The 19244-nt window shown below is 66.6% G+C and carries 15 protein-coding genes; 6 read left to right on the top strand and 9 right to left on the bottom strand.

Going from position 1 to position 19244, the window contains the following annotated elements:
- Positions 1-276: 276 nt before the first annotated feature.
- On the bottom strand, positions 277-3009 hold the full coding sequence (gyrA, locus tag QNI11_RS10760) for a DNA gyrase subunit A (protein ID WP_100930470.1): 2733 nt from the start codon (positions 3007-3009) through the stop codon (positions 277-279).
- 192 nt (positions 3010-3201) lie between these two features.
- On the opposite strand from gyrA, the gene QNI11_RS10755 reads away from it, so the two are divergent.
- A complete protein-coding gene (locus QNI11_RS10755; RefSeq protein ID WP_100930471.1) occupies positions 3202-3471 on the top strand; it encodes an usg protein in 270 nt (89 codons plus the stop codon).
- A 59-nt stretch (positions 3472-3530) separates the two neighbouring features.
- On the opposite strand, the gene QNI11_RS10750 is transcribed toward QNI11_RS10755, so the two are convergent.
- The 4 genes from QNI11_RS10750 to thpD all read right to left on the bottom strand — a co-directional run bounded on the left by QNI11_RS10750 (position 3531) and on the right by thpD (position 8824).
- Positions 3531-5843 carry a PBP1A family penicillin-binding protein gene (locus QNI11_RS10750; protein ID WP_283983402.1) on the bottom strand — a complete coding sequence of 771 codons (2313 nt, stop codon included), beginning with the start codon at positions 5841-5843 and terminating at the stop codon, positions 3531-3533.
- A gap of 126 nt (positions 5844-5969) precedes the next feature.
- Positions 5970-6524: a YSC84-related protein gene (locus QNI11_RS10745; RefSeq protein WP_100930473.1), complete on the bottom strand. Its 555-nt coding sequence runs from the start codon at positions 6522-6524 to the stop codon at positions 5970-5972.
- 263 nt (positions 6525-6787) lie between these two features.
- Complete coding sequence (gene hemB / locus QNI11_RS10740) at positions 6788-7783, bottom strand: porphobilinogen synthase (protein ID WP_283983401.1); 996 nt, start codon at positions 7781-7783, stop codon at positions 6788-6790.
- A 105-nt stretch (positions 7784-7888) separates the two neighbouring features.
- The gene (gene thpD, locus QNI11_RS10735) at positions 7889-8824 is read right to left on the bottom strand and encodes an ectoine hydroxylase (protein WP_283983400.1); all 936 of its coding nucleotides are present in this window, start codon (positions 8822-8824) and stop codon (positions 7889-7891) included.
- A gap of 213 nt (positions 8825-9037) precedes the next feature.
- On the opposite strand from thpD, the gene QNI11_RS10730 reads away from it, so the two are divergent.
- The 3 genes from QNI11_RS10730 (at position 9038) to QNI11_RS10720 (ending at position 13820) form a co-directional block, all read left to right on the top strand.
- On the top strand, positions 9038-9565 hold the full coding sequence (locus QNI11_RS10730; RefSeq protein ID WP_100930476.1) for a component of SufBCD complex: 528 nt from the start codon (positions 9038-9040) through the stop codon (positions 9563-9565).
- A 389-nt stretch (positions 9566-9954) separates the two neighbouring features.
- Entirely contained in the window at positions 9955-13434 is a 3480-nt protein-coding gene (mfd, locus tag QNI11_RS10725; RefSeq protein WP_283983496.1) for a transcription-repair coupling factor, read from the top strand.
- 131 nt (positions 13435-13565) lie between these two features.
- Complete coding sequence (locus tag QNI11_RS10720) at positions 13566-13820, top strand: excalibur calcium-binding domain-containing protein (protein ID WP_283983399.1); 255 nt, start codon at positions 13566-13568, stop codon at positions 13818-13820.
- A 250-nt stretch (positions 13821-14070) separates the two neighbouring features.
- Here the strand turns inward: QNI11_RS10720 and QNI11_RS10715 are convergent, their stop codons facing one another.
- The 4 genes from QNI11_RS10715 to QNI11_RS10700 are packed head-to-tail and all read right to left on the bottom strand — an operon-like array spanning position 14071 to position 17094.
- Positions 14071-15144, bottom strand: coding sequence for a methyltetrahydrofolate cobalamin methyltransferase (locus tag QNI11_RS10715; protein WP_100930478.1), 1074 nt, complete (start codon positions 15142-15144; stop codon positions 14071-14073).
- Positions 15141-15809 carry an HAD family phosphatase gene (locus QNI11_RS10710; protein WP_283983398.1) on the bottom strand — a complete coding sequence of 223 codons (669 nt, stop codon included), beginning with the start codon at positions 15807-15809 and terminating at the stop codon, positions 15141-15143. Before QNI11_RS10710 ends, QNI11_RS10715 begins: the two co-directional genes overlap by 4 nt.
- Complete coding sequence (locus QNI11_RS10705; RefSeq protein ID WP_100930480.1) at positions 15806-16738, bottom strand: 5,10-methylenetetrahydrofolate reductase; 933 nt, start codon at positions 16736-16738, stop codon at positions 15806-15808. The genes QNI11_RS10710 and QNI11_RS10705 overlap by 4 nt, the downstream gene beginning before the upstream one ends.
- Before the next feature lie 26 nt (positions 16739-16764).
- Positions 16765-17094, bottom strand: a complete 330-nt coding sequence (locus QNI11_RS10700; RefSeq protein ID WP_283983397.1) for a virulence factor — start codon at positions 17092-17094, stop codon at positions 16765-16767.
- 250 nt (positions 17095-17344) lie between these two features.
- On the opposite strand from QNI11_RS10700, the gene QNI11_RS10695 reads away from it, so the two are divergent.
- Entirely contained in the window at positions 17345-18025 is a 681-nt protein-coding gene (locus QNI11_RS10695) for a sulfotransferase family 2 domain-containing protein (protein WP_283983396.1), read from the top strand.
- A gap of 44 nt (positions 18026-18069) precedes the next feature.
- Positions 18070-19182, top strand: coding sequence for a Ppx/GppA phosphatase family protein (locus QNI11_RS10690; RefSeq protein WP_100930483.1), 1113 nt, complete (start codon positions 18070-18072; stop codon positions 19180-19182).
- Positions 19183-19244: the final 62 nt, after the last annotated feature.

The raw sequence follows: 19244 nt of genomic DNA, 5'->3' as shown, positions 1-19244 counted from the left end.
GTGATGCCCGCCAGGGCGCCGCACGTTTCCATAAACTTTAGGTAGATCAAGACAAAGCTGCAATGACGACTTTGCGAAATATGTACGGCACCGCCGTCTCGAAAGTATAGGCGGCATGTACCTGTTTTCGTTGTTTAAACCAATCGTGAACCAAAAGTTAACGCTGCGGAAACCACATCCAAAGGTTGATTCGACCGGGCGGGAAACGGTTGCCGGAACAGCAAACGGCCCGGCGCAGGGCCGGGCCGTGTCGATCTCTCGCAAAGGGCGCCCGTGTCAGTCGGCGCTGTCCTCGGGCTCTTCGTCGGCCTGGTCCGCGATCCATGCCACGGACACCACGGTTTCGCCCGCGCCGGTGTTGAACACCCGCACGCCGCCCGCGCTCCGCGACCGGAACGATATGCCGTCCACCGGCACCCGGATCGACTGGCCGGTAGAAGTCGCCAGCATGATCTGGTCGCCCTGTTCCACCGGGAAGGAGGCCACGATATCGCCGCCGCGCATGGATTTCTCCCACGCGGTGACACCCTGGCCGCCACGTCCGCGCACCGGGTAATCGTGCGAGGACGACAGCTTGCCCAGGCCCTTGGCGGTGACGGTCAGGATCAGGTTCTCGACCGCCGACATCTCCGCATAGCGTTCCTGCGGCAGCGGCGTGTCCGCATCGCCTTCCTCGTCGCCGGCTTCGTCGTCTGTCACGCCGGCCATCAGGCGGCGCATCTTGAGATAGCTGGCGCGTTCGTCCGACTCCGCCTCGAAGTGGCGGATCACCGACATCGACACGACCTCGTCGCCGTTCATCAGGCGGATGCCGCGCACGCCGGTCGAATTGCGCGAGTTGAAGACCCGCACCTCGGGCACCGGGAAACGGATCGCCCGGCCGGAGTTGGTGACCAGCATCACGTCGTCATCCTCCGAACAGATGCGCGCGTTGATCAGGCGGGTGTTCTCGTCCTCGCCCTCGAACTTCATCGCGATCTTGCCGTTGCGCATGACGTTGGTGAAATCCGACAGCCGGTTGCGGCGGACCGAACCCTTGGAGGTCGCAAAGACGATCTGCAGGTCGTCCCACTCGTCCTCGTCCCGGTCCACGGGCATGATCGCGGCGATGGAGACACCGGCCGGGATCGGCAGGATGTTGACGATCGCCTTGCCCTTCGACGTGCGTCCGCCCAGCGGCAGGCGCCATGTCTTCAGCTTGTAGACCATGCCGTCCGTCGTGAAGAACAGAAGCTGCGTGTGGGTGTTGGCGACGAACAGCGTCGTGACGACGTCGTCCTCCTTCAGCCCGCCACCGGACAGCCCCTTGCCGCCGCGCTTCTGCGCGCGGAAGTCGGCCAGTGCGGTGCGCTTGATGTAGCCGCCCGCGGTGACGGTCACGACCATGTCCTCGCGCTCGATCAGGTCCTCGTCGTCGAGGTCGCCTGCCCAGTCGACGATCTCCGTGCGGCGCGGCACGGCAAACTCGTCGCGGATGGCGGTCATTTCCTCGCGGATGATGCCGGTGATCCGCTCGCGGCTCGAAAGGATCTCAAGGTAGTCCTTGATCTTGGACGCCAGGTCTTCCAGCTCGTCGGTGACTTCCTTGACACCGATCTGGGTCAGGCGCTGCAGGCGCAGGTCGAGGATCGCACGGGCCTGCGTTTCGGACAGGTTGTAGGTGCCGTCCTCGTTGGCCTTGTGGGTCGGATCGTCGATCAGCGCGATGTAGGGCAGGATTTCGTGCGCGGGCCAGCGCCGCTCCATCAGCCGCTGCCGGGCCTCCGCCGCATCGGCCGACGACCGGATCGTCGCCACGACCTCGTCGACGTTCGACACCGCCACAGCCAGACCGCACAGCACGTGCGACCGTTCCCGCGCCTTGCGCAGCAGGTAGGCGGTGCGGCGCGCGATCACGTCCTCGCGGAAGTCGAGGAACGCCGACAGGAAACCGCGCAGCGTGAGCTGCTCGGGCTTGCCGCCGTTCAGCGCCAGCATGTTGCAGCCAAAGGAGGTTTGCATCGGGGTAAAGCGGAAAAGCTGGTTCAGCACCACCTCGGCGGTGGCGTCGCGCTTCAGTTCCACAACGACCCGAACACCATCGCGGTCGGATTCATCCTGGACGTGGGCGATGCCCTCGATCTTCTTGTCGCGCGCGGCCTCGGCGATGCGCTCGATCATCGTGGCCTTGTTCACCTGGTAGGGGATGGCGCTGATGACGATGGCATAGCGGTCCTTGCGGATCTCCTCGACCCGGGTTGCGGCACGGATGATGACCGATCCGCGCCCTTCGAGGTAGGCCTTCCGCGCGCCGGACCGGCCCAGCATGATGCCCCCGGTGGGGAAGTCCGGGCCCTTGACCCATTCCATCAGGTCTTCGGAGCTGAGGTCGGGGTTGTCCATCAGCGCCAGCGTCGCGTCGATCACCTCGCCGAGGTTGTGCGGCGGGATGCGGGTCGCCATGCCGACGGCGATGCCTTCGGCACCGTTGACCAGCACGTTGGGATAGCGTGCGGGCAGAACCGTGGGCTCACGCTCCTTGCCGTCGTAGTTGTCCTGGAAATCGACGGTTTCCTTGTCGATATCCACCAGCAATTGCAGCGCCGATTTCGCCAGCCGGCTTTCGGTGTAACGCATGGCCGCCGGCGGGTCGCCGTCCATGGAGCCGAAGTTGCCCTGGCCGTCGATCAGCGGCAGCGACATGGAGAAGTCCTGCGCCATGCGGACCAGCGCGTCGTAGATCGCGGAATCGCCGTGCGGGTGATAGTTGCCCATCACCTCGCCCACGGATTTCGCCGACTTCCGGTACGACTTGTCGGGTGTGTAACCGCCTTCGTGCATCGCGTAGAGGATGCGCCGGTGCACAGGTTTTAGGCCGTCGCGCAGGTCCGGAATCGCCCGGCTCACGATCACGCTCATCGCGTAATCGAGATAGCTCGACTTCATCTCTTCTTCGATGGAGATCGAGGGGCCGATGTAGCTCGGACGCTTTTCTTCTTCGTTTTCAGGGGGTTCGGGCGTATCGGTCACGTCTGGAGCCTGTCCGTCATTCTGCCATATCTTGTTGGCGCTCTTATATCAGATGCAGGATATGGGGTGCAATGGCGCGGGGTGCAGTGCTTTTGGCAGCCACCGGATATGCCTGCTAACACACTGTTTTCATTGAAAAGTAATAACGGTCTCGGCACCATGTCCTTACGGCAAACTCCAAGGGCTAACAAGATGCAGATGACCGAAACGGAATTGATGCTGAAAGGCTACGGGCTCACCACGGCAGAGATCTTCTATCGCATGCCGGATTACCGCAACGTGCTGAACACCTTCGTCTGGCAGGATTACGACCTGGCGCCGGACCATCCGAAGCTTTTCGGCTTCATCGAGTTCTGGCAGGACAGGATCGAGGGGCCGCTGCACTCCATCCGTTTCACCCACCGCAAGATGATCTCGCCGGGCGAATGGCGCAACGTGGTGGGTGAATTCCGCTACCACTGAGGGGCTTTCACACAAGGGCGACCCGTGGCCGCCCTTGTGTGAAAGCCCGATCCGGCGCGTTACTGCGTACAGATCTCCCGCGGTCCGCCACCGTAGGGCTGGAACGTGCAGTCCGACGCGCGGAACGAACGATAGGCACGCTGGCAGGCGCGGATGTTGCACTGCTGCTGAGCGGTGGTCTGGCCCACGGAGTCGGCCCAGGACCGGATCACGAACTCGCGCAGCCCGTGCACGTCGCCGTCCTGCAGCTCCCGTTCCACCGTGCGGCGCAGCTCCTCGATGTCCTTGCCGTGCACACGTCCGTCGTTCTCCATCCGCGAGAGGGCAGCCCCCAGCGCGATCTCCAGCTCGGAGCGGTCGTCACGCGCCACCGCTTCCGCCTCGCCCGGCTCGGACCGCACGGCGGCGACAACCGCCTGCGCGCCACTGGCAGCAGGGTCAGGGGTGCCGGGCGCGACCGCCTCCGGCTCCATAGCGCGCGGCTCCGCCACCTGCGGGATGCTCACGTCCATGCCCTGCGCCGCGGTCAGGAAGTCCGACCAGATCTCCGCCGGGATCGAGCCGCCGGTGACCTCGTCCATGGGAGAGTTGTCGTCGTTGCCGACCCAGACGCCCACGATCAGCGCGTCGTTCCAGCCGACGAACAGCGCGTCGCGGAAGTTCTGGCTGGTGCCGGTCTTGCCCACGGCGCCGGGCACATCCGCCACGGCCTTACCCGTGCCGTCCGTCACCACGGCCCGCAGCATCGCCGCCATGTCGGCGCGCGCGTTCATCAGCTCCGCGGCGCGGCCGGTCATCTGCGGCGTCTTCCACTTGAACGGATAGTAGGTCTGTTCGTTGCCCGCGGTGATGCCGCTGACGAAATGCGTCTCGAAAGGCGCGCGCCCGGTGGCGATGGCGCCATAGGCCGCCGTAAGGTCCAGCAGCGACACGCCCGAGGCGCCAAGCGCGACCGACGGCGTCTCCGACAGCTCGGCGTCGATGCCCAGCAGCCGCGCGGTCTTCACCACGTCGGCCAATCCCACGTCCATCGCCAGCCGCACGGTCGCCGCGTTCATCGACTTGGCAAAGGCGGTGGCCATCTGCACGTCGCCGTAGAACCGGCCGCCGAAGTTCTCCGGCGCGTAGCCGTCGATGTCGACGGGCCGGTCGGAAATCACCGTGCCGGGGCTGTAGCCGTCGGCCAGCGCGGTCAGGTAAACGAAGGTCTTGAAGGTCGATCCCGGCTGCCGCTGAGCCTGTGTCGCCCGGTTGAACTGGCTCACCTGGTAGTCCTTGCCGCCGACCAGCGCCGCGACGCTGCCATCGGGACGCAGGGCGACCAGCGCCGCCTCCATCGGCAGGCCCGCCAGCCGGGTCTGCACCGCGCGCTCCGCCAGCCGCTGAAGCTCGGGATCGAGCGTGGTGCGCAGCGCACCGGCACCGGAGAACCGCGCCGCAAGCTGTTCGCCCTGACGCGCCGCGATGTCCGCGAACCAGCCGCCATAGGGCTGCTCACCGGAGGAGGGCGCCATCACCGTCAGCTCGGCCAGTGCCGCGTTGGCGGCGTTCTCGTCGATGCTGCCGCTCGCAACCATGGCGCGGATCACCACCTGCGCGCGGTCGCGCGCCGCTTCCATGTCGTTGCGCGGGTTCACGATGGACGGCGCCTGGATCGACGCCGCCAGAAGCGCGCTTTCCGCAAGGCTCAGGTCGTCGATCGGCTTGCCGAAGTACACCTGCGCGGCAGAGGGCATCCCGTAGGCGCCGCTGCCGAGGTACACCCGGTTGAGATACATCTCGAGGATCTCGTCCTTGGTGTGCGCCGATTCCAGTTCGCGGGTCAGCAGCGCCTCGTGCAGCTTGCGCTTGTAGGTGCGTTCCGGCTCAAGGTAGCTGATCTTCACAAGCTGCTGAGAGATGGTGCTGCCGCCCTGAACGATCTCTCCGGCGGCGGCGTTGGTCCAGAACGCCCGCCCGATGGAGCGGTAGTCGAGTCCGCCGTGATCGCGGAACCGCTGGTCCTCGATGGCGATGACCGCGTTTTCCAGCGTGTCGGGGATGCGCTCGATGGTGGCGTAATCGGCGGGACGTTCGCCGCGGGCAAACAGCGGCCCGCCGGTGGCGTCCTCCAGCCGCAGGGGCCGTTCGCGCCGCGCTTCGAGCGCGTCCAGATCGTCGAGGGAGGCAACCGCCACCGACACGCTGGCGGCGCCCAAGAGGGCCACGGTGCCCAGCGCAAGGGCCGTGCGGGTCTTCCAGCCGGTGCGGCCCAGCCTGCGCCCGACGCCCGACCCGAAGGTCCGCGCGCCGCCGAAAAGCTGCTTGCCGTGGTGCCGGATGGCGTTGCGGGAGGTGGACGGACGGTCCTGTGACTTTTGCTCGCTGGTCATTCTGGTCTCTCCTGTCGAAAGACCAATGCCCGGAGCCCTTTACCGTTCCCGCCTGATACAAAAATTTGCCGCAAAGGCGCGGCCGGTGTGGCCGCGCTGCCGTTTGGGGCATCTTGTCCGGTCAGGTCAGGGAATGATGCGCGTGTATTTCACGCCTTCCAGCGTCGCGCCGACCCGCAGGCCGGACTGGCCGAAGATCACCGCGATCACCGGCGCAAGCGACGTGGTCGTCTCGGCTGCCAGCGCCTCGCCCTTTTGCGGGGTGGCATAGGCAATACCGGCGCCCGCGGCGAAACCGCCGGAACGGCGGAAGGTCTGCAGCGCGTCGTCGGTCATGAAGAACAGGACATGGCTGTACTGCTGGACACCGATCTGAAGGCCGCCCGACGCCTTGACCATGTTGTAATAGTCGACCGTCGCGCCACCGATCCGCAGCGCGCCGTTGCCGCCGCCGCCGCCAAAGCCTAGACCCGCTTCCGTCACCAGCGGCATGACAAGCTGGCCCGCGGATTTCTCCGCCAGTTGCCGGGTCGCGGGGTAGTCGCCGTAAAGCTGTGCAAGCGTGGAGTCGACCCTCGCGTCGATGGTTGCCCCTCCGTTGCCGCCGACGCCGTTGGCGCAGGCGCCCAACAGGCCCACGGCCCCAAGGCCGAGAAATACGTCGCGTCGCGTATGTGTCATGGTGTGCTCTTTTCTGCCGATGCCTCGTTCGTCCGGCTGTGCCGCCGGTTGCGCCTTTTATACGCGCGCGCGGGCGGCTTGTCACCTCAACTTGTGGTCGATGCGCGAAGACCCGCTATTGATGGGGGCAGGCGATGGGGAAACGGGCAGGGGCCGCCTTGCCCGGCGCAGGCCGGCGGACGCGGCGTCAGCCGCCGCCCCTCTGCAAGGCGTTGAAATCGTTGACGGGGCAGCGGCCGGGCGCCAATAGCGCCCAGCGCGCCTCAGCCGTTCAGCAGACGCGCGGCGGCGGGGGCGAAGTAGGTCAGCACCCCGTCGCAGCCCGCGCGTTTGAAGGCGGTCAGGCTTTCCATCATCACCTTCTGGCCGTCGACCCAGCCGCGTTCGCCGGCACCCGCCAGCATCGCGTATTCGCCCGACACCTGGTAGGCGAAGGTCGGCGCGCCGAAGGTGTCCTTGGCGCGACGGCAGATGTCCAGATACGGCATCCCCGGCTTCACCATGATCATGTCCGCGCCTTCGCCCAGGTCGCGGGCGATCAGCCGCATCGCCTCGTCTGAATTGCCCGGGTCCTGCTGGTAGGTCTTCTTGTCGCCCTTGAGCGCGCCGGACGCGCCCACCGCATCGCGGAACGGCCCGTAGAAGGCAGAGGCATACTTGGCCGCGTAGCTCAGCAGCAGCACGTCCTGATGGCCCGCGCTCTCCAGCGCGGTGCGGATCGCGCCGATGCGCCCGTCCATCATGTCCGAGGGCCCGATGATGTCGGCGCCCGCCTCGGCCTGGGACAGCGCCTGCTTCACCAGCGCCTCGACGGTGCGGTCGTTGACGATCACCCCGTCCTCCACAAAGCCGTCGTGGCCGTCGATGCTGTAGGGGTCGAGCGCGACGTCGGTCATCACCGCGATGTCCGGCACCGCCGCCTTGATCGCGCGGGTGGCGCGGTTCGACAGGTTCTCGGGGTTCCAGGCCTCGGCGCAGTCCTTGGTCTTGAGTGCGGGGTCGGTATAGGGAAAGAGGCAGATTGCCGGGATGCCCAGCGCATGGGCCTCGCGCGCGGCTTCCACCACCTTGTCGACCGACAGCCGGTTCACCCCGGGCATGGAATGGATCGGTTCCGACACGCCCTCGCCGTCGCGTACGAAGACCGGCCAGATGAAGTCCGCCGGGCTCAGCACCGTCTCGGCCACAAGCGCGCGAAGCGCGGGCGTGCGGCGCAGACGGCGAAGTCGCAGGGCGGGGAAGGGGGCGTGGCTGTGCATCTGGCATCTCCTTTGGCTTCGCGCGCAAAAGGGATGCACCCGCGGTCCCCGCTTGTCCAGTGGCCCGCCCGCGACGAATTGGGGCGGGCCGCAGGGGCGGTTCCGTCAGGCCAGGGCGCCTTCGCGCACCTCAAGCGCCTCGGGCGTGCCGCGGCGGGCCAGGTAGTCCGGGCGCGGCGCGGGGGCGGCAAACGGCGCCACGGGCGCGTTCGACACGGCGTTGTAGACGAAGAACGCATTGGAGCGCGGGCTGGGCGTGATGTTCCCGTTCGAGCCGTGCAGCGTATTGCAGTCGAACAGGATCAGCGTGCCCGCCGGCCCCTCCGCATCGTCGATCCCGCAAAGGCGCGCCATGTCGGCAAGGCTCTCCTGCGAGGGCGTGCCCACCTCCTGGCGTGCGAGCGAGGACTTGTGGTTGTCCTCGGGCGTCTCGCCCCGGCAGGACACGTAGGTCTTGTGCGACCCGGGCATCAGCATCAGCGCGCCGTTGTGCGCCACGTTGTCGGTCAGCAAGAGCGAGGCCGACAGCGCGCGCATCCGGGGCATCCCGTCCTCCGCGTGCCATGTCTCGAAGTCCGAGTGCCAGTAGAACTCCTTGCCGGTGAAGCCCGGCTTGTAGTTCAGGCGCGACTGGTGGATCGCCACCTCGTCGCCCAGGATGAAGCGGGCGATCCCCGCCAGCCGGGCGTCGCGGGAAAGCCTGTCCATCAGCGCGTCTTCCGCCTCCAGTTGAAAGACGGTGCGCACCGCGTCGCCGCCCGGTTCGGTGACGACGTGATCGGCATCGCTGCCCGCCAGCCGCGACCGGATCTCTCCGGCGCGGGCGACCAGCGCCTGCACCTCGGCCGGGGTGAACAGGTCCTTCAGCACGAGATAGCCGTTCCTCTCGAAGAATGCGGCCTCCTCGCGGGTGATCGGCGCATCCGCCTCCCAGTCCTGCCAGAGCACCGGGTCCTCACGCTCCATCCAGCGCTCCCGCTCGGGGGCACGGGTGGGGTAGGCATCAGCGCATGCGGGATCGGGCGCGTATTCCAGCGGCATTGGTTCCTCCTGTGATTGGTTTTCGGCGACGGACGATCAAACATCCGTCTGCTTTCTCAGCGCACGGGACCCGCCCCGGGTTCCATCCTGTGTGCACCCGCCGCGGGGGAAGGAAGCCACGTCAACGCCGCCCGCGGGTCCCGACTGTTTGTCGCTGGGCATTTGCGCGGACGCGCGGTAGTAAGTCCGAAAAGCAGCAGGGAAAAGGCAGGCATGGACTGGTACGGCACGGTGTTCGAAGTGATCGACATGCGGTCCTTCTCCAACCTCTGGTTCTGGATCGTCCTCGCCGTCCTGTGGTCCTCGACCAGCCACTGGGTGCTGGGCGTGCCCTTCGACATGGTCGCCCGCGCGCGCCGCAGCGGCGGGCAGGCGGAGCAGGACCTCGAGGACCTGGTGCGCATCAACACCAACCGCTTTCTCTACATCGTCGACGAATCCGGTCTGTTCCTCTCGGCCCTGACGTCGGCCTTCCTGTCGGGCGCCGCGATCCTCGGATTCTGGTACGGGGTGGAACTGGCGCAGGCGCTCTTCCTGCTGGGCTTCCCGATGACGCTGGTGGGCCTGCTGAGCGTCTATTCCGCGCGCCGCATCCGCGCGGGCGAGCAATCCGGAGAGCCGCTCTGGCGCCGCCTCCGGGTGCACCGGGTCATCACCCAGATGATCGGGCTTGTGTCGATCTTCGTCACCGCGCTCTGGGGGATGTTCCAGAACCTCTCCATCGGCGTGCTCGGCGGCTGAGCGCCGGGCAGGGCGGCGCATAGCCCCGCCCTACGTCGGGCCGGTCCTTCGTGGGCAGGTGCGTGCAATGTCCTTCGCGGGGAGGGCTTCGGGACTCACCAGAAGAAAACCCTGCTTTCTGCCGATGCCGTCCCTCGCCGTCTTGCTGCCTGACAGGGCCGCAGCCCCGCGCCAAGCAAAATAGCCGTATCCCCCTTGCGGGGGCCCCTCGGCGATTTGGCTTGTCCCGGCGCGTCGCCCCCGTCGGGGCATCGACAGGCGAGGGACGGCTCCGGAAGAAAGCTGGCGGCGGTCGGGCCGGTGCGGGGGCCCTTGCGCGGGATCGGTGACGGCGGGGGACGGAGAGGTCGTGCTTGACGGCGCCGCACGGTCGGGCCATCTGGGGCGGCATGGCTGGACAGGTGATCATCGGCGGCGCCCCCGAGGGCTTTGACGCGCGGCTCGTGCTGGGCGAAGTGGCGAAGGCGGGCGGGCCGGTGGTGCACATCGCCCGCGACGACAAGCGGCTGGCGGCGATGCGCGATGCGCTGGCCTTCTTTGCCCCGGACATGCCTGTGGTGGTCTTCCCCGCCTGGGACTGCGTGCCCTACGACCGGGTGTCGCCCAATGCCGACATCTCGGCGGCACGCATGGCGACGCTGGCGGGGCTGGCGCACGGCATGCCGGACCGCTTTGTCCTCCTGACGACGCTGGGCGCGGCGATGCAGCGCCTGCCCGCCCGCGAGGTGCTGCGCGAGGCAGCCTTCACCGCCCGCGTGGGCGACCGTGTCGACGAGGAGGCGCTGCGCGCCTTCCTCGTGCGCATGGGATTCAGCCAGGCGCCCACGGTGACGGAGCCCGGCGATTACGCCATCCGCGGCGGCATCATCGACATCTACCCGCCGGGCGAGGGCGGGCCCGTGCGGCTCGACTTCTTCGGCGACACGCTGGAGGGCGCGCGCCGCTTCGACGCGGCCTCCCAGCGGACGACGGAAAAGCTCGACGTGGTGGAGCTGGCGCCGGTGTCCGAGGTGATCCTAGACGAGGCGGCGATCCTGCGCTTCCGCCAGAACTACCGGATCGAGTTCGGCGCGGCGGGCACCGACGACCCGCTTTACGAGGCGGTCAGCGCCGGCCGCAAGCACGCCGGGATCGAGCACTGGCTGCCGTTCTTCCACGACCGGCTGGAGACGCTCTTCGACTACCTGCCGGGCGCGCCGGTGCTGATGGACGACCAGCTGACGCCCGCGCGGCTGTCGCGCTGGGACAGCATCGCCGACCAGTACGAGACCCGCAAACACGCGCTCTCGCAGAAGAAGACGCTGGGCAGCACGGTCTACAAGCCCGTCCCGCCGGACCTGCTCTACCTCGATGACGGCGCGTGGGAACAGGCGATCGGCGACCGCCGCCGCGTGCAGTTCCATCCGCTGCCGCAGGCCACCGGGCCGGGCGTGGTGGACGCGGGCGGGCGCATCGGGCGCAACTTCGCCCCCGAGCGCCAGCAGGAGAACATCAGCCTGTTTGCCGCCCTCGCCGACCATGTGAAGAAGAAGCTGGATCAGGGCCCGGTCGTCATCGCGTCCTGGTCCGAAGGCGCGCGCGAACGCCTGACCGGTCTGATCGAGGACGAGGGCCTGGCCGAGGTCATCCCGATCTCGAACGCCACCCGCGTCGGCAAGCGCGGGCTGCACCTTGCGGTCTGGGCGCTCGACACCGGGTTCGAGGCCCCGTGGGAGGCCGCAGGCGACAAGGGCCGGATCACCGTCGTCTCCGAACAGGACGTGCTGGGCGACCGGCTGATCCGCAAACCCGCGAAGCGCCGCAAGGCCGAGAACTTCCTGACCGAGCACCAGTCGCTGTCTCCGGGCGATCTCGTGGTGCACGTCGACCACGGCATCGGCCGCTACATGGGGATGGAGGTCATCACCGCCGCGGGCAGCCCGCACGAATGCCTGCTGCTGCAATACGCCGAGGACGCGAAGCTCTACCTGCCCGTGGAGAACATCGAGCTGCTGTCGAAGTACGGCCACGACGAGGGTCTGCTCGACCGGCTGGGCGGCGGCGCATGGCAGGCGAAGAAGGCCAAGCTCAAGGAACGCATCCGCGAGATGGCCGACCGGCTGATCCGGATCGCCGCCGAACGCGCGCTGCGCAAGGCGCCGATGCTCGACCCGCCGCCGGGCGCCTACGAGAGCTTTGCCGCGCGCTTCCCGTACTCGGAAACCGACGACCAGCTTGCCGCCATCGAGGATGTGATGGCCGACCTCCAGTCCGGCCAGCCGATGGACCGGCTGATCTGCGGCGACGTGGGCTTCGGCAAGACCGAGGTCGCGATGCGCGCCGCCTTTGTCGCCGCCATGTCCGGCGTGCAGGTGGCGGTGATCGCGCCCACGACGCTGCTCGCCCGCCAGCACTACAAGTCCTTTGCCGAACGCTTCCGCGGCTTCCCTCTCGAGGTCGCGGCCCTGTCGCGCTTCGTCCCGGCCAAGCAGGCCGCGAAGACTCGCGAGGGCATCGCCAAGGGCACCGTCGACATCGCCATCGGCACCCATGCGCTTCTGGCCAAGAACATCCGCTTCCAGAACCTCGGCCTCTTGATCATCGACGAGGAGCAGCGCTTCGGCGTGCAGCACAAGGAACGGCTGAAACAGCTTCGCTCCGACATCCACGTGCTGACGCTCACCGCCACGCCGATCCCGCGGACGCTGCAGCTTTCGCTGACCGGGGTGCGCGACCTGTCGATCATCGGCACGCCGCCGGTCGACCGCCTGTCGATCCGCACCTACGTCTCGGAATTCGATCCGGTCACCGTGCGCGAGGCGCTTTTGCGCGAACATTACCGCGGCGGGCAGTCCTTCGTCGTCGTGCCGAAGATCACCGACCTGCCGGAGATCGAGGAATTCCTGAAGGAACAGGTCCCCGAATGCTCCTACGTGGTGGCGCACGGCCAGATGGCGGCGGGCGACCTCGACGAGCGGATGAACGCCTTCTACGACGGCAAGTACGACGTGCTGGTGGCCACCACCATCGTGGAATCCGGCCTCGACATCCCGACCGCCAACACCATGATCGTGCACCGCGCCGACATGTTCGGCCTCAGCCAGCTCTACCAGATCCGGGGCAGGGTGGGCCGGTCCAAGACCCGCGCCTACTGCTACCTGACGACGAAACCGCGCGCAAAGCTGACTACCACCGCCGAGAAACGCCTGCGTGTTCTGGGGGCCATCGACATGCTGGGCGCGGGCTTCAGCCTCGCCTCGCAGGACCTCGACATCCGCGGCGCGGGCAACCTCCTGGGCGAGGAACAGTCGGGCCAGATGCGCGACGTGGGCTACGAGTTGTACCAGTCCATGCTGGAGGAGGCGATCTCCAAGATCCGCTCCGGCGAGATGGAGGGCCTGACCGAGGAAGACGGCCAGTGGGCGCCGCAGATCAACCTCGGCGTGCCGGTGCTGATCCCCGAAGACTACGTGCCCGACCTCGACGTGCGGCTGGGCCTGTACCGCCGCCTGTCGTCCCTGACCACAAAGGTGGAGCTGGAAGGCTTTGCCGCCGAGCTGATCGACCGCTTCGGCAAGCTCCCGCGCGAGGTGAACACCCTTCTTCTGGTGGTGCGCATCAAGGCGATGTGCAAGCGCGCGGGCATCGCCAAGCTCGACGGCGGGCCGAAGGGCGCGACGATCCAGTTCCACAACGACAAGTTCGCCTCGCCCGAGGGGCTGGTGGCCTTCATCAACGACCAGAAGGGGCTGGCGAAGATCAAGGACAACAAGATCGTCGTCCGCCGCGACTGGAAGAAGGACCGCGACAAGATCCAGGGCGCCTTCGCCATCGCCCGCGATCTGGCCGAACACGCGGGCGTCCTGAAGAAGCGCGCCGAGAAGGCCTGACTCCGGTCATGCGCCTGTCGGTCTGCGACCGCGTGCCGCCGGGAAAACCGCGTGGTGCGGCGGCGTTTCCTGTTTGGCGGGCGGGACCGCTCCGTTAACGTGTATGAACGAAACGTTAACGGGTGTTCACCATGCGAGTTCTCACGGTTCTTCTTTTCATCGCCACCACATCCTCCGCCACGGCGGAACCGCTCACGGCCGCCGACCTGCGGTCGCGGCTGGCGCCTTACCAGACCGCGCAGGCCTACGACTGCCGGGACGTGAGCTGCAAGCAACTGCGCTCCTGTGAGGAGGCCTGCTTCAAGCTGATCCAGTGCGGTCAGTCGAAGCGGGACGGTGATCACGACGGCATCCCCTGCGAAAACCTCTGCCGCTCCCGCTGCTGAGGTTTTTCCTGCCTTCCGGCCCGGCGTTCACGCGGTCGTGATGACCGTTTGCGCGGAAATCCTGCGTCGCACCGGAAAATGGTCTGGCTGACCCCGATTGGGGCGCGCCCGGGCCGGGGCGATGGTTAACAACCGGCCGGTTCAGGGGGCCGAACCGGCCGGGACTCACCTTTCCAAAACGTAAACGGCGCGCGGTTAACAGGCCGCGCGCCGCATGTCTTGACGTGGTGTGGGGCCGGAGCGCGGGCGCTCAGGCCCGGCGGCGACGCCCGCCACGGCGCCCGCCGGCACCGCCACCGGCTTCACCGGCGGGTTTGTTAAAGGAAATCCAGGCCGCGCCACCGTCGTCGTGGTTGGTCAGCAGGTTGGCGGCGCGGATGGCCTCCATCTCCTTGCCGGGACGCGGCTTGGTCGACCCCATGCCGAACAGGGTGACGAAGGTTTCGTCGTCCATGTCCTCGGGCAGGATGATGCCTGCGGCTTCAACCTGTTGTTTCTTCTCGGCAATCTTGGCCGCGTTGATCGGCAGCGCCACCGGGTTCATGATCGCGGAGGTCATGCCCGCGCCCATCGCCATCGGCAGGAAGGCATTGTTGATGCCGTGCCGGTTGGGCAGGCCAAAGCTGATGTTGGACGCGCCGCAGGTGGTGTTCACGCCCAGCTCCTCGCGCAGGCGCCTAACCAAGGTAAACACCTGATGACCAGCCGTGGCCATCGCGCCGATAGGCATGACAAGCGGGTCGACCACAATATCGTGTGCCGGAATGCCGAAATCGGCCGCGCGCTGGACGATTTTCTTGGCGACGGCAAAGCGGACCTCCGGGTCCTCGCTGATGCCCGTGTCGTCGTTCGAGATCGCCACGACCGGCACGTTGTATTTCTTCACCAGCGGCAGAACCAGCTCCAGCCGCTCTTCCTCGCCGGTGACGGAGTTCAGGAGCGGACGCCCCTCTGCCGCTGCAAGACCGTTCTCCAGCGCGCCGGGAACGGATGAGTCGATGCACAAGGGAGCGTCCACAACCTTTTGAACACACTCGACAAGTTGGCGCATCAGCTCCGGCTCGACAAAGTTGTTGTCGGCATAGCGCGGGTCCTCGGCCATCTTGTTGGAGAACACCGCGCCGGAGTTGATGTCGAGCACCGTGGCCCCCGCCGCGACCTGCGCGATGGCGTCCGCCTCCACGCGGGAAAAGTCGCCGCGCTCCAGTTCCTCGTTGAGGATCTTGCGCCCGGTCGGGTTGATACGCTCCCCGATCACGCAGAACGGCTGGTCAAATCCGATGATCGCGGTTTTGGTCTTCGACTCGACGACGGTACGGGTCATGTGGTGGTCTCTCCCTTCAATCGCGCGCACAGAGCGTCGAGCGATATGTCCTTGAAATCCTGTAGTGTTTCGCGTGCGCCGCTGGCCCGCAAAGTGGCATCGTCGAGGCTGGAGCGGATGCCGATGGCATAGGCCCCGGACCCCGCCGCAGCCCGCATCCCCGAGGGGCTGTCCTCGAAGGCGATGCAGTGGCCGGGTGCCACGCCAAGCTGGCGCATCGCCTCCCGGTAGGGCATCGGATCGGGCTTGCCGCGTTCACATTCTTCCCCGATTACAATGACTTCGAAGGCGTCCCGCAAATCGATGGCCTGCAGCATCGCCTCGGCGTTGGCGCGCATGGCGTTGGTCACCACCGCCAGCCGCCAGCCCTCGGCCTCTGCCGCGCGCACCAGCGCCTGAACCCCCGGCATCCCCGGATAGGGACGCGGCAGACGGTTGCGGAACTCCGCCTCCTTCGCCTCCGACAGGCCCTGCGGGTCATCCAGGTCGGGCAGGATTTCCGCAAAGATATCAACGTTCAGGCGGCCGTGGACCCTGGCCATGTAGAAGTCGTGGGTCACCTCGATCCCGTAAGGCGCCATCATTTCGGCAAAGACGCGGGCGTGAATCGCGTCCGTGTCCAGCATGGTGCCGTCGAGGTCGAAGAGCAGCGCGGGTTTGGTCATCCGTTCGCCGGGCGCGCCGCTTCGCCGCCGTTGTCGATGGCCCACTCGGCGTTGGTCTTGATGCCGCCCAGCGGGAAGAAGTGCACCTGCTCGATGCCGAACGCCGGGTTGGCCGCCTTGTGGGCCGCCAGCTCCGCCAGGACGTCCGTCGGCTCGTAGGGCAGCAGCAGCTTGGTCACGTCCATCGCGCGCTTCTGCAGGACTTTCAAAGACGGACCGACACCGCAGGCGATGGCGAACTTGATCAGCGTCTGCAGCTTGGCCGGACCCGCGATCCCGATGTGGACGGGCAGGGAAATCCCCTCTGCATTCAGGCGGTTGACCCATTCGATGATCGGCTTCGCCTCGAACGCGAACTGGGTGGCCAGCGCCATCTGCGCATCCGTCCGTTCCGAGAACGACTGCTTCCAGCGCAGCGCCTCCATCACCGCACGGTCGGAACCGTCGGGGTCGATGTCCTTGTTGCCCTCGGGGTGGCCCGCCACGTGCAGCCGCTTGAAGCCCGCCTTGTCGAACAGGCCGGTCTCCATGAGCTGCATGGAGGAGTGGAAGTCGCCGTGCGGCTCCGACACACCGCCGGCCAGCAGCAGCGCCTGCTCGACGCCGGCCTCGCCCTGGTACATGGCAATCCAGTTCCCGAGCGTCGCGGCGTCCTTGATGATGCGCGCGGGGAAGTGCGGCATCACGTTGTAACCCTCTGACGACAAACGCTTTGCCGTAGCGACCATCTCCTCGATGGGGGTGCCGTCAATGTGGGCGATGTAGACCCGGGTGCCTTCCGGCAGCAGGTCGCGGAAATTCTCCACCTTGGAGGCCGTGCGCGGCATGACCTCGATGGAATAGCCCTTCAGGAAGGCCTCCACGGCGGCATTGCCCGGGGTCTCGGTGAAAGAGCGGTCTTCGCGTTTACGAAATTGGAACAAAGCCATGAGAGCCTCCTTCAGGGTCATCAACTTCAGGCCTGGTTTTCCGCCTGCGCAGAAACATCGGCCCAGCCACCATTGGCGATCAGGGTCTTGAGGCGCTCGCTGTCGTATTCCGCATCCAGTCGCGCCGCCGCTTCCGCCGCCGCCTCCTGCGGATCGCCCGCCACCTCGCCGGAGGGCACCTTGCGCCACTCCGCCAGGTAAGCGTCGGTTTCCGCCGCACCGGATTTCATCGCGGCACGGTCGATCGCCTGTTCGAAGCGCTCGGGCAATTGTGCCTTGGCACCGCGACGGCCCTTGCCGACGATCACCTGCGCCGGGATGTCCCGCCAGTAGACAATGGTCAGTTCCGTGCTCATCAGCGTCGATTCCCCTGTTCGCCTGAAGGTCTCTCTACCTGCAGGGATGCGCCGGACGGTGTCGGTTTTCGACCCGTGACGCATCATGAGCGACAGCCTATGTGAAACAGACCGGAAGGTGAACGGCACCTTTGCCCCAAAGTTTTCAGGAAAATGATGAAATGATTGAGGACTCCCGACCCATTGACGCCGCATTTTCCGGCCAAACCTTTGATTAACCATTCAATCGGAGGCTGAAGGGGACGGGGCGATGACGATCACGGTGGACGCATACAGGCTGGCCTTCACGCCCTTGCCGAAATCGGCCTGCACCTCGGTCAAGCGCACGCTGGCGCAGGTCGACCCGGACGTGTCGCAGCCCGACACGCCGGACGTGCAGGTCTGGCACGATGTCTACCCGACCCGCCGTTTCCGCAGCGACCGCTGGGTGCGCTACGCCGACTACTTCCGCTTCTGCGTCGTCCGCGATCCGGTAAAGCGGCTGATGTCGTGTTACACCGACATCGTCGCCAACCGCGAAGAGATGTCGAACAGCCCGCGCCTGCGCAAGTCCGCGCGCTATCCCGTCGACCCGGATCCGGACTTTTTCTTTCTGAATCTGGAAGCTTACAAGATGCATTCCTCGCTGGTGAAACATCACTGCATGAGCGCCGCCTTTTTTGTCGGCCCCCAGCCCGAAGAGGACTTCGACCGCGTCTACCGCACGTCCGAGCTCGACGAACTGGAGCATGACCTCTCGGTGCGCACCGGGCGGATGCTGACGGTGCCGCATGCCAATGCAACGCGCCGCAAGCTGGTGCTCGACGACTTGCTCGACGAAACGGTGGATGCGATCCGGCCTTTCCTCGAACAGGAATACGCGCTCCTGAAGGGCTACTTCCGCAACCCCTTCGGATCTAAGATACATGCGGCTTGCGCGATACCGAACTGAGGCGTATCCTGAAATCAAGTTGAGATCGGAAGAGGCGCATCATCATGGCGCCCAAGCGTCCCAAGGCTGCGGGCGCTTTCCCGAGACCGGTTGAGAGTCCCGCGCCGACAGACCCGGATCCGAATGCCCTCTACGCGGCTCTGGATCTGGGAACAAACAGTTGCCGCATGCTGATTGCCCAGCCGAAGGGCAGCCAGTTTCATGTGGTCGACAGCTTCTCCAAGTCCGTCCAGCTGGGGCAGGGGCTGGAGATGACCGGAAGGTTAAGCCGTGCGTCCATGGGGCGCACGGTCTCTGCATTGCGTGTCTGCAAGCAGAAGATCGAACGCCACAACGTGCAGCGCATGCGGCTTGTCGCGACGGAGGCCTGCCGCCGTGCCAAGAACGCGCGCGAGTTCATCCGGCAGGTCCGGCGCGACACCGGCCTCACGCTGGAGATCATCCAGCCCGAGGAAGAAGCCCGCCTTGCCGTGATTTCCTGCGCGCCGCTCGTCTCCACCAAGACGGAGCAGCTTCTGGTGGTCGACATCGGCGGCGGCTCGACAGAGCTGGTGTGGATCGACCTCAGCGCGGTCGAACCGCGTGAACGGCCGCGTGCCATCATGCGGCTGCATGCCGGGTTCCACCCGCCGTCCTCGCCGTTTCCCTCTGCGAAAGTGGTAGACTGGATCTCCGTGCCGCTCGGCGTGGCGACCCTGCGCGACCAGTTCTCGGACGTGCAGGACGACGCCGCGCGATACGCTCTGATGAGCTGGTACTTCGAGGAAAACCTCGCCGAATTCGCGCCTTATCAGGACGAACAGGCGCGCGAGGGGTTCCAGATTGTCGGCACCTCGGGGACCGTGACCACGGTTGCGGCATCGCACCTCGGGCTGCGGCGCTACGACCGCACGAAGGTCGACGGGCTGCGCATGTCCTCCGACCAGATCGAGGCGGTGATCCAGAACTACCTCGAGATGGGGCCGACCGGGCGCCGCCGCGATCCGCGCATCGGGCCGGACCGGCACGCGCTCATCATGTCGGGGTCGGCCATCCTCCAGGCGCTGCTGCGGCTCTGGCCCACCGACCGGCTGAGCGTGGCGGACCGCGGCCTGCGCGAGGGTCTGCTTTACGCGCAGATGTCGGCGGATGGCGTTCTGGAAGACGGTCCGCTATAGACGGTTTCTCGGAAAGAGCGCGCCGGGGGGCTGACTGGCCGCCCGGACCGTTTTCACAGAAC

Origin of the sequence: Sagittula sp. MA-2 (assembly GCF_030126985.1) — a bacterium.
GTDB lineage: Bacteria > Pseudomonadota > Alphaproteobacteria > Rhodobacterales > Rhodobacteraceae > Sagittula.
The sequence above is the reverse complement of the archived record's forward strand: the minus strand, read 5'-3'. Positions and strand labels throughout refer to the sequence as shown.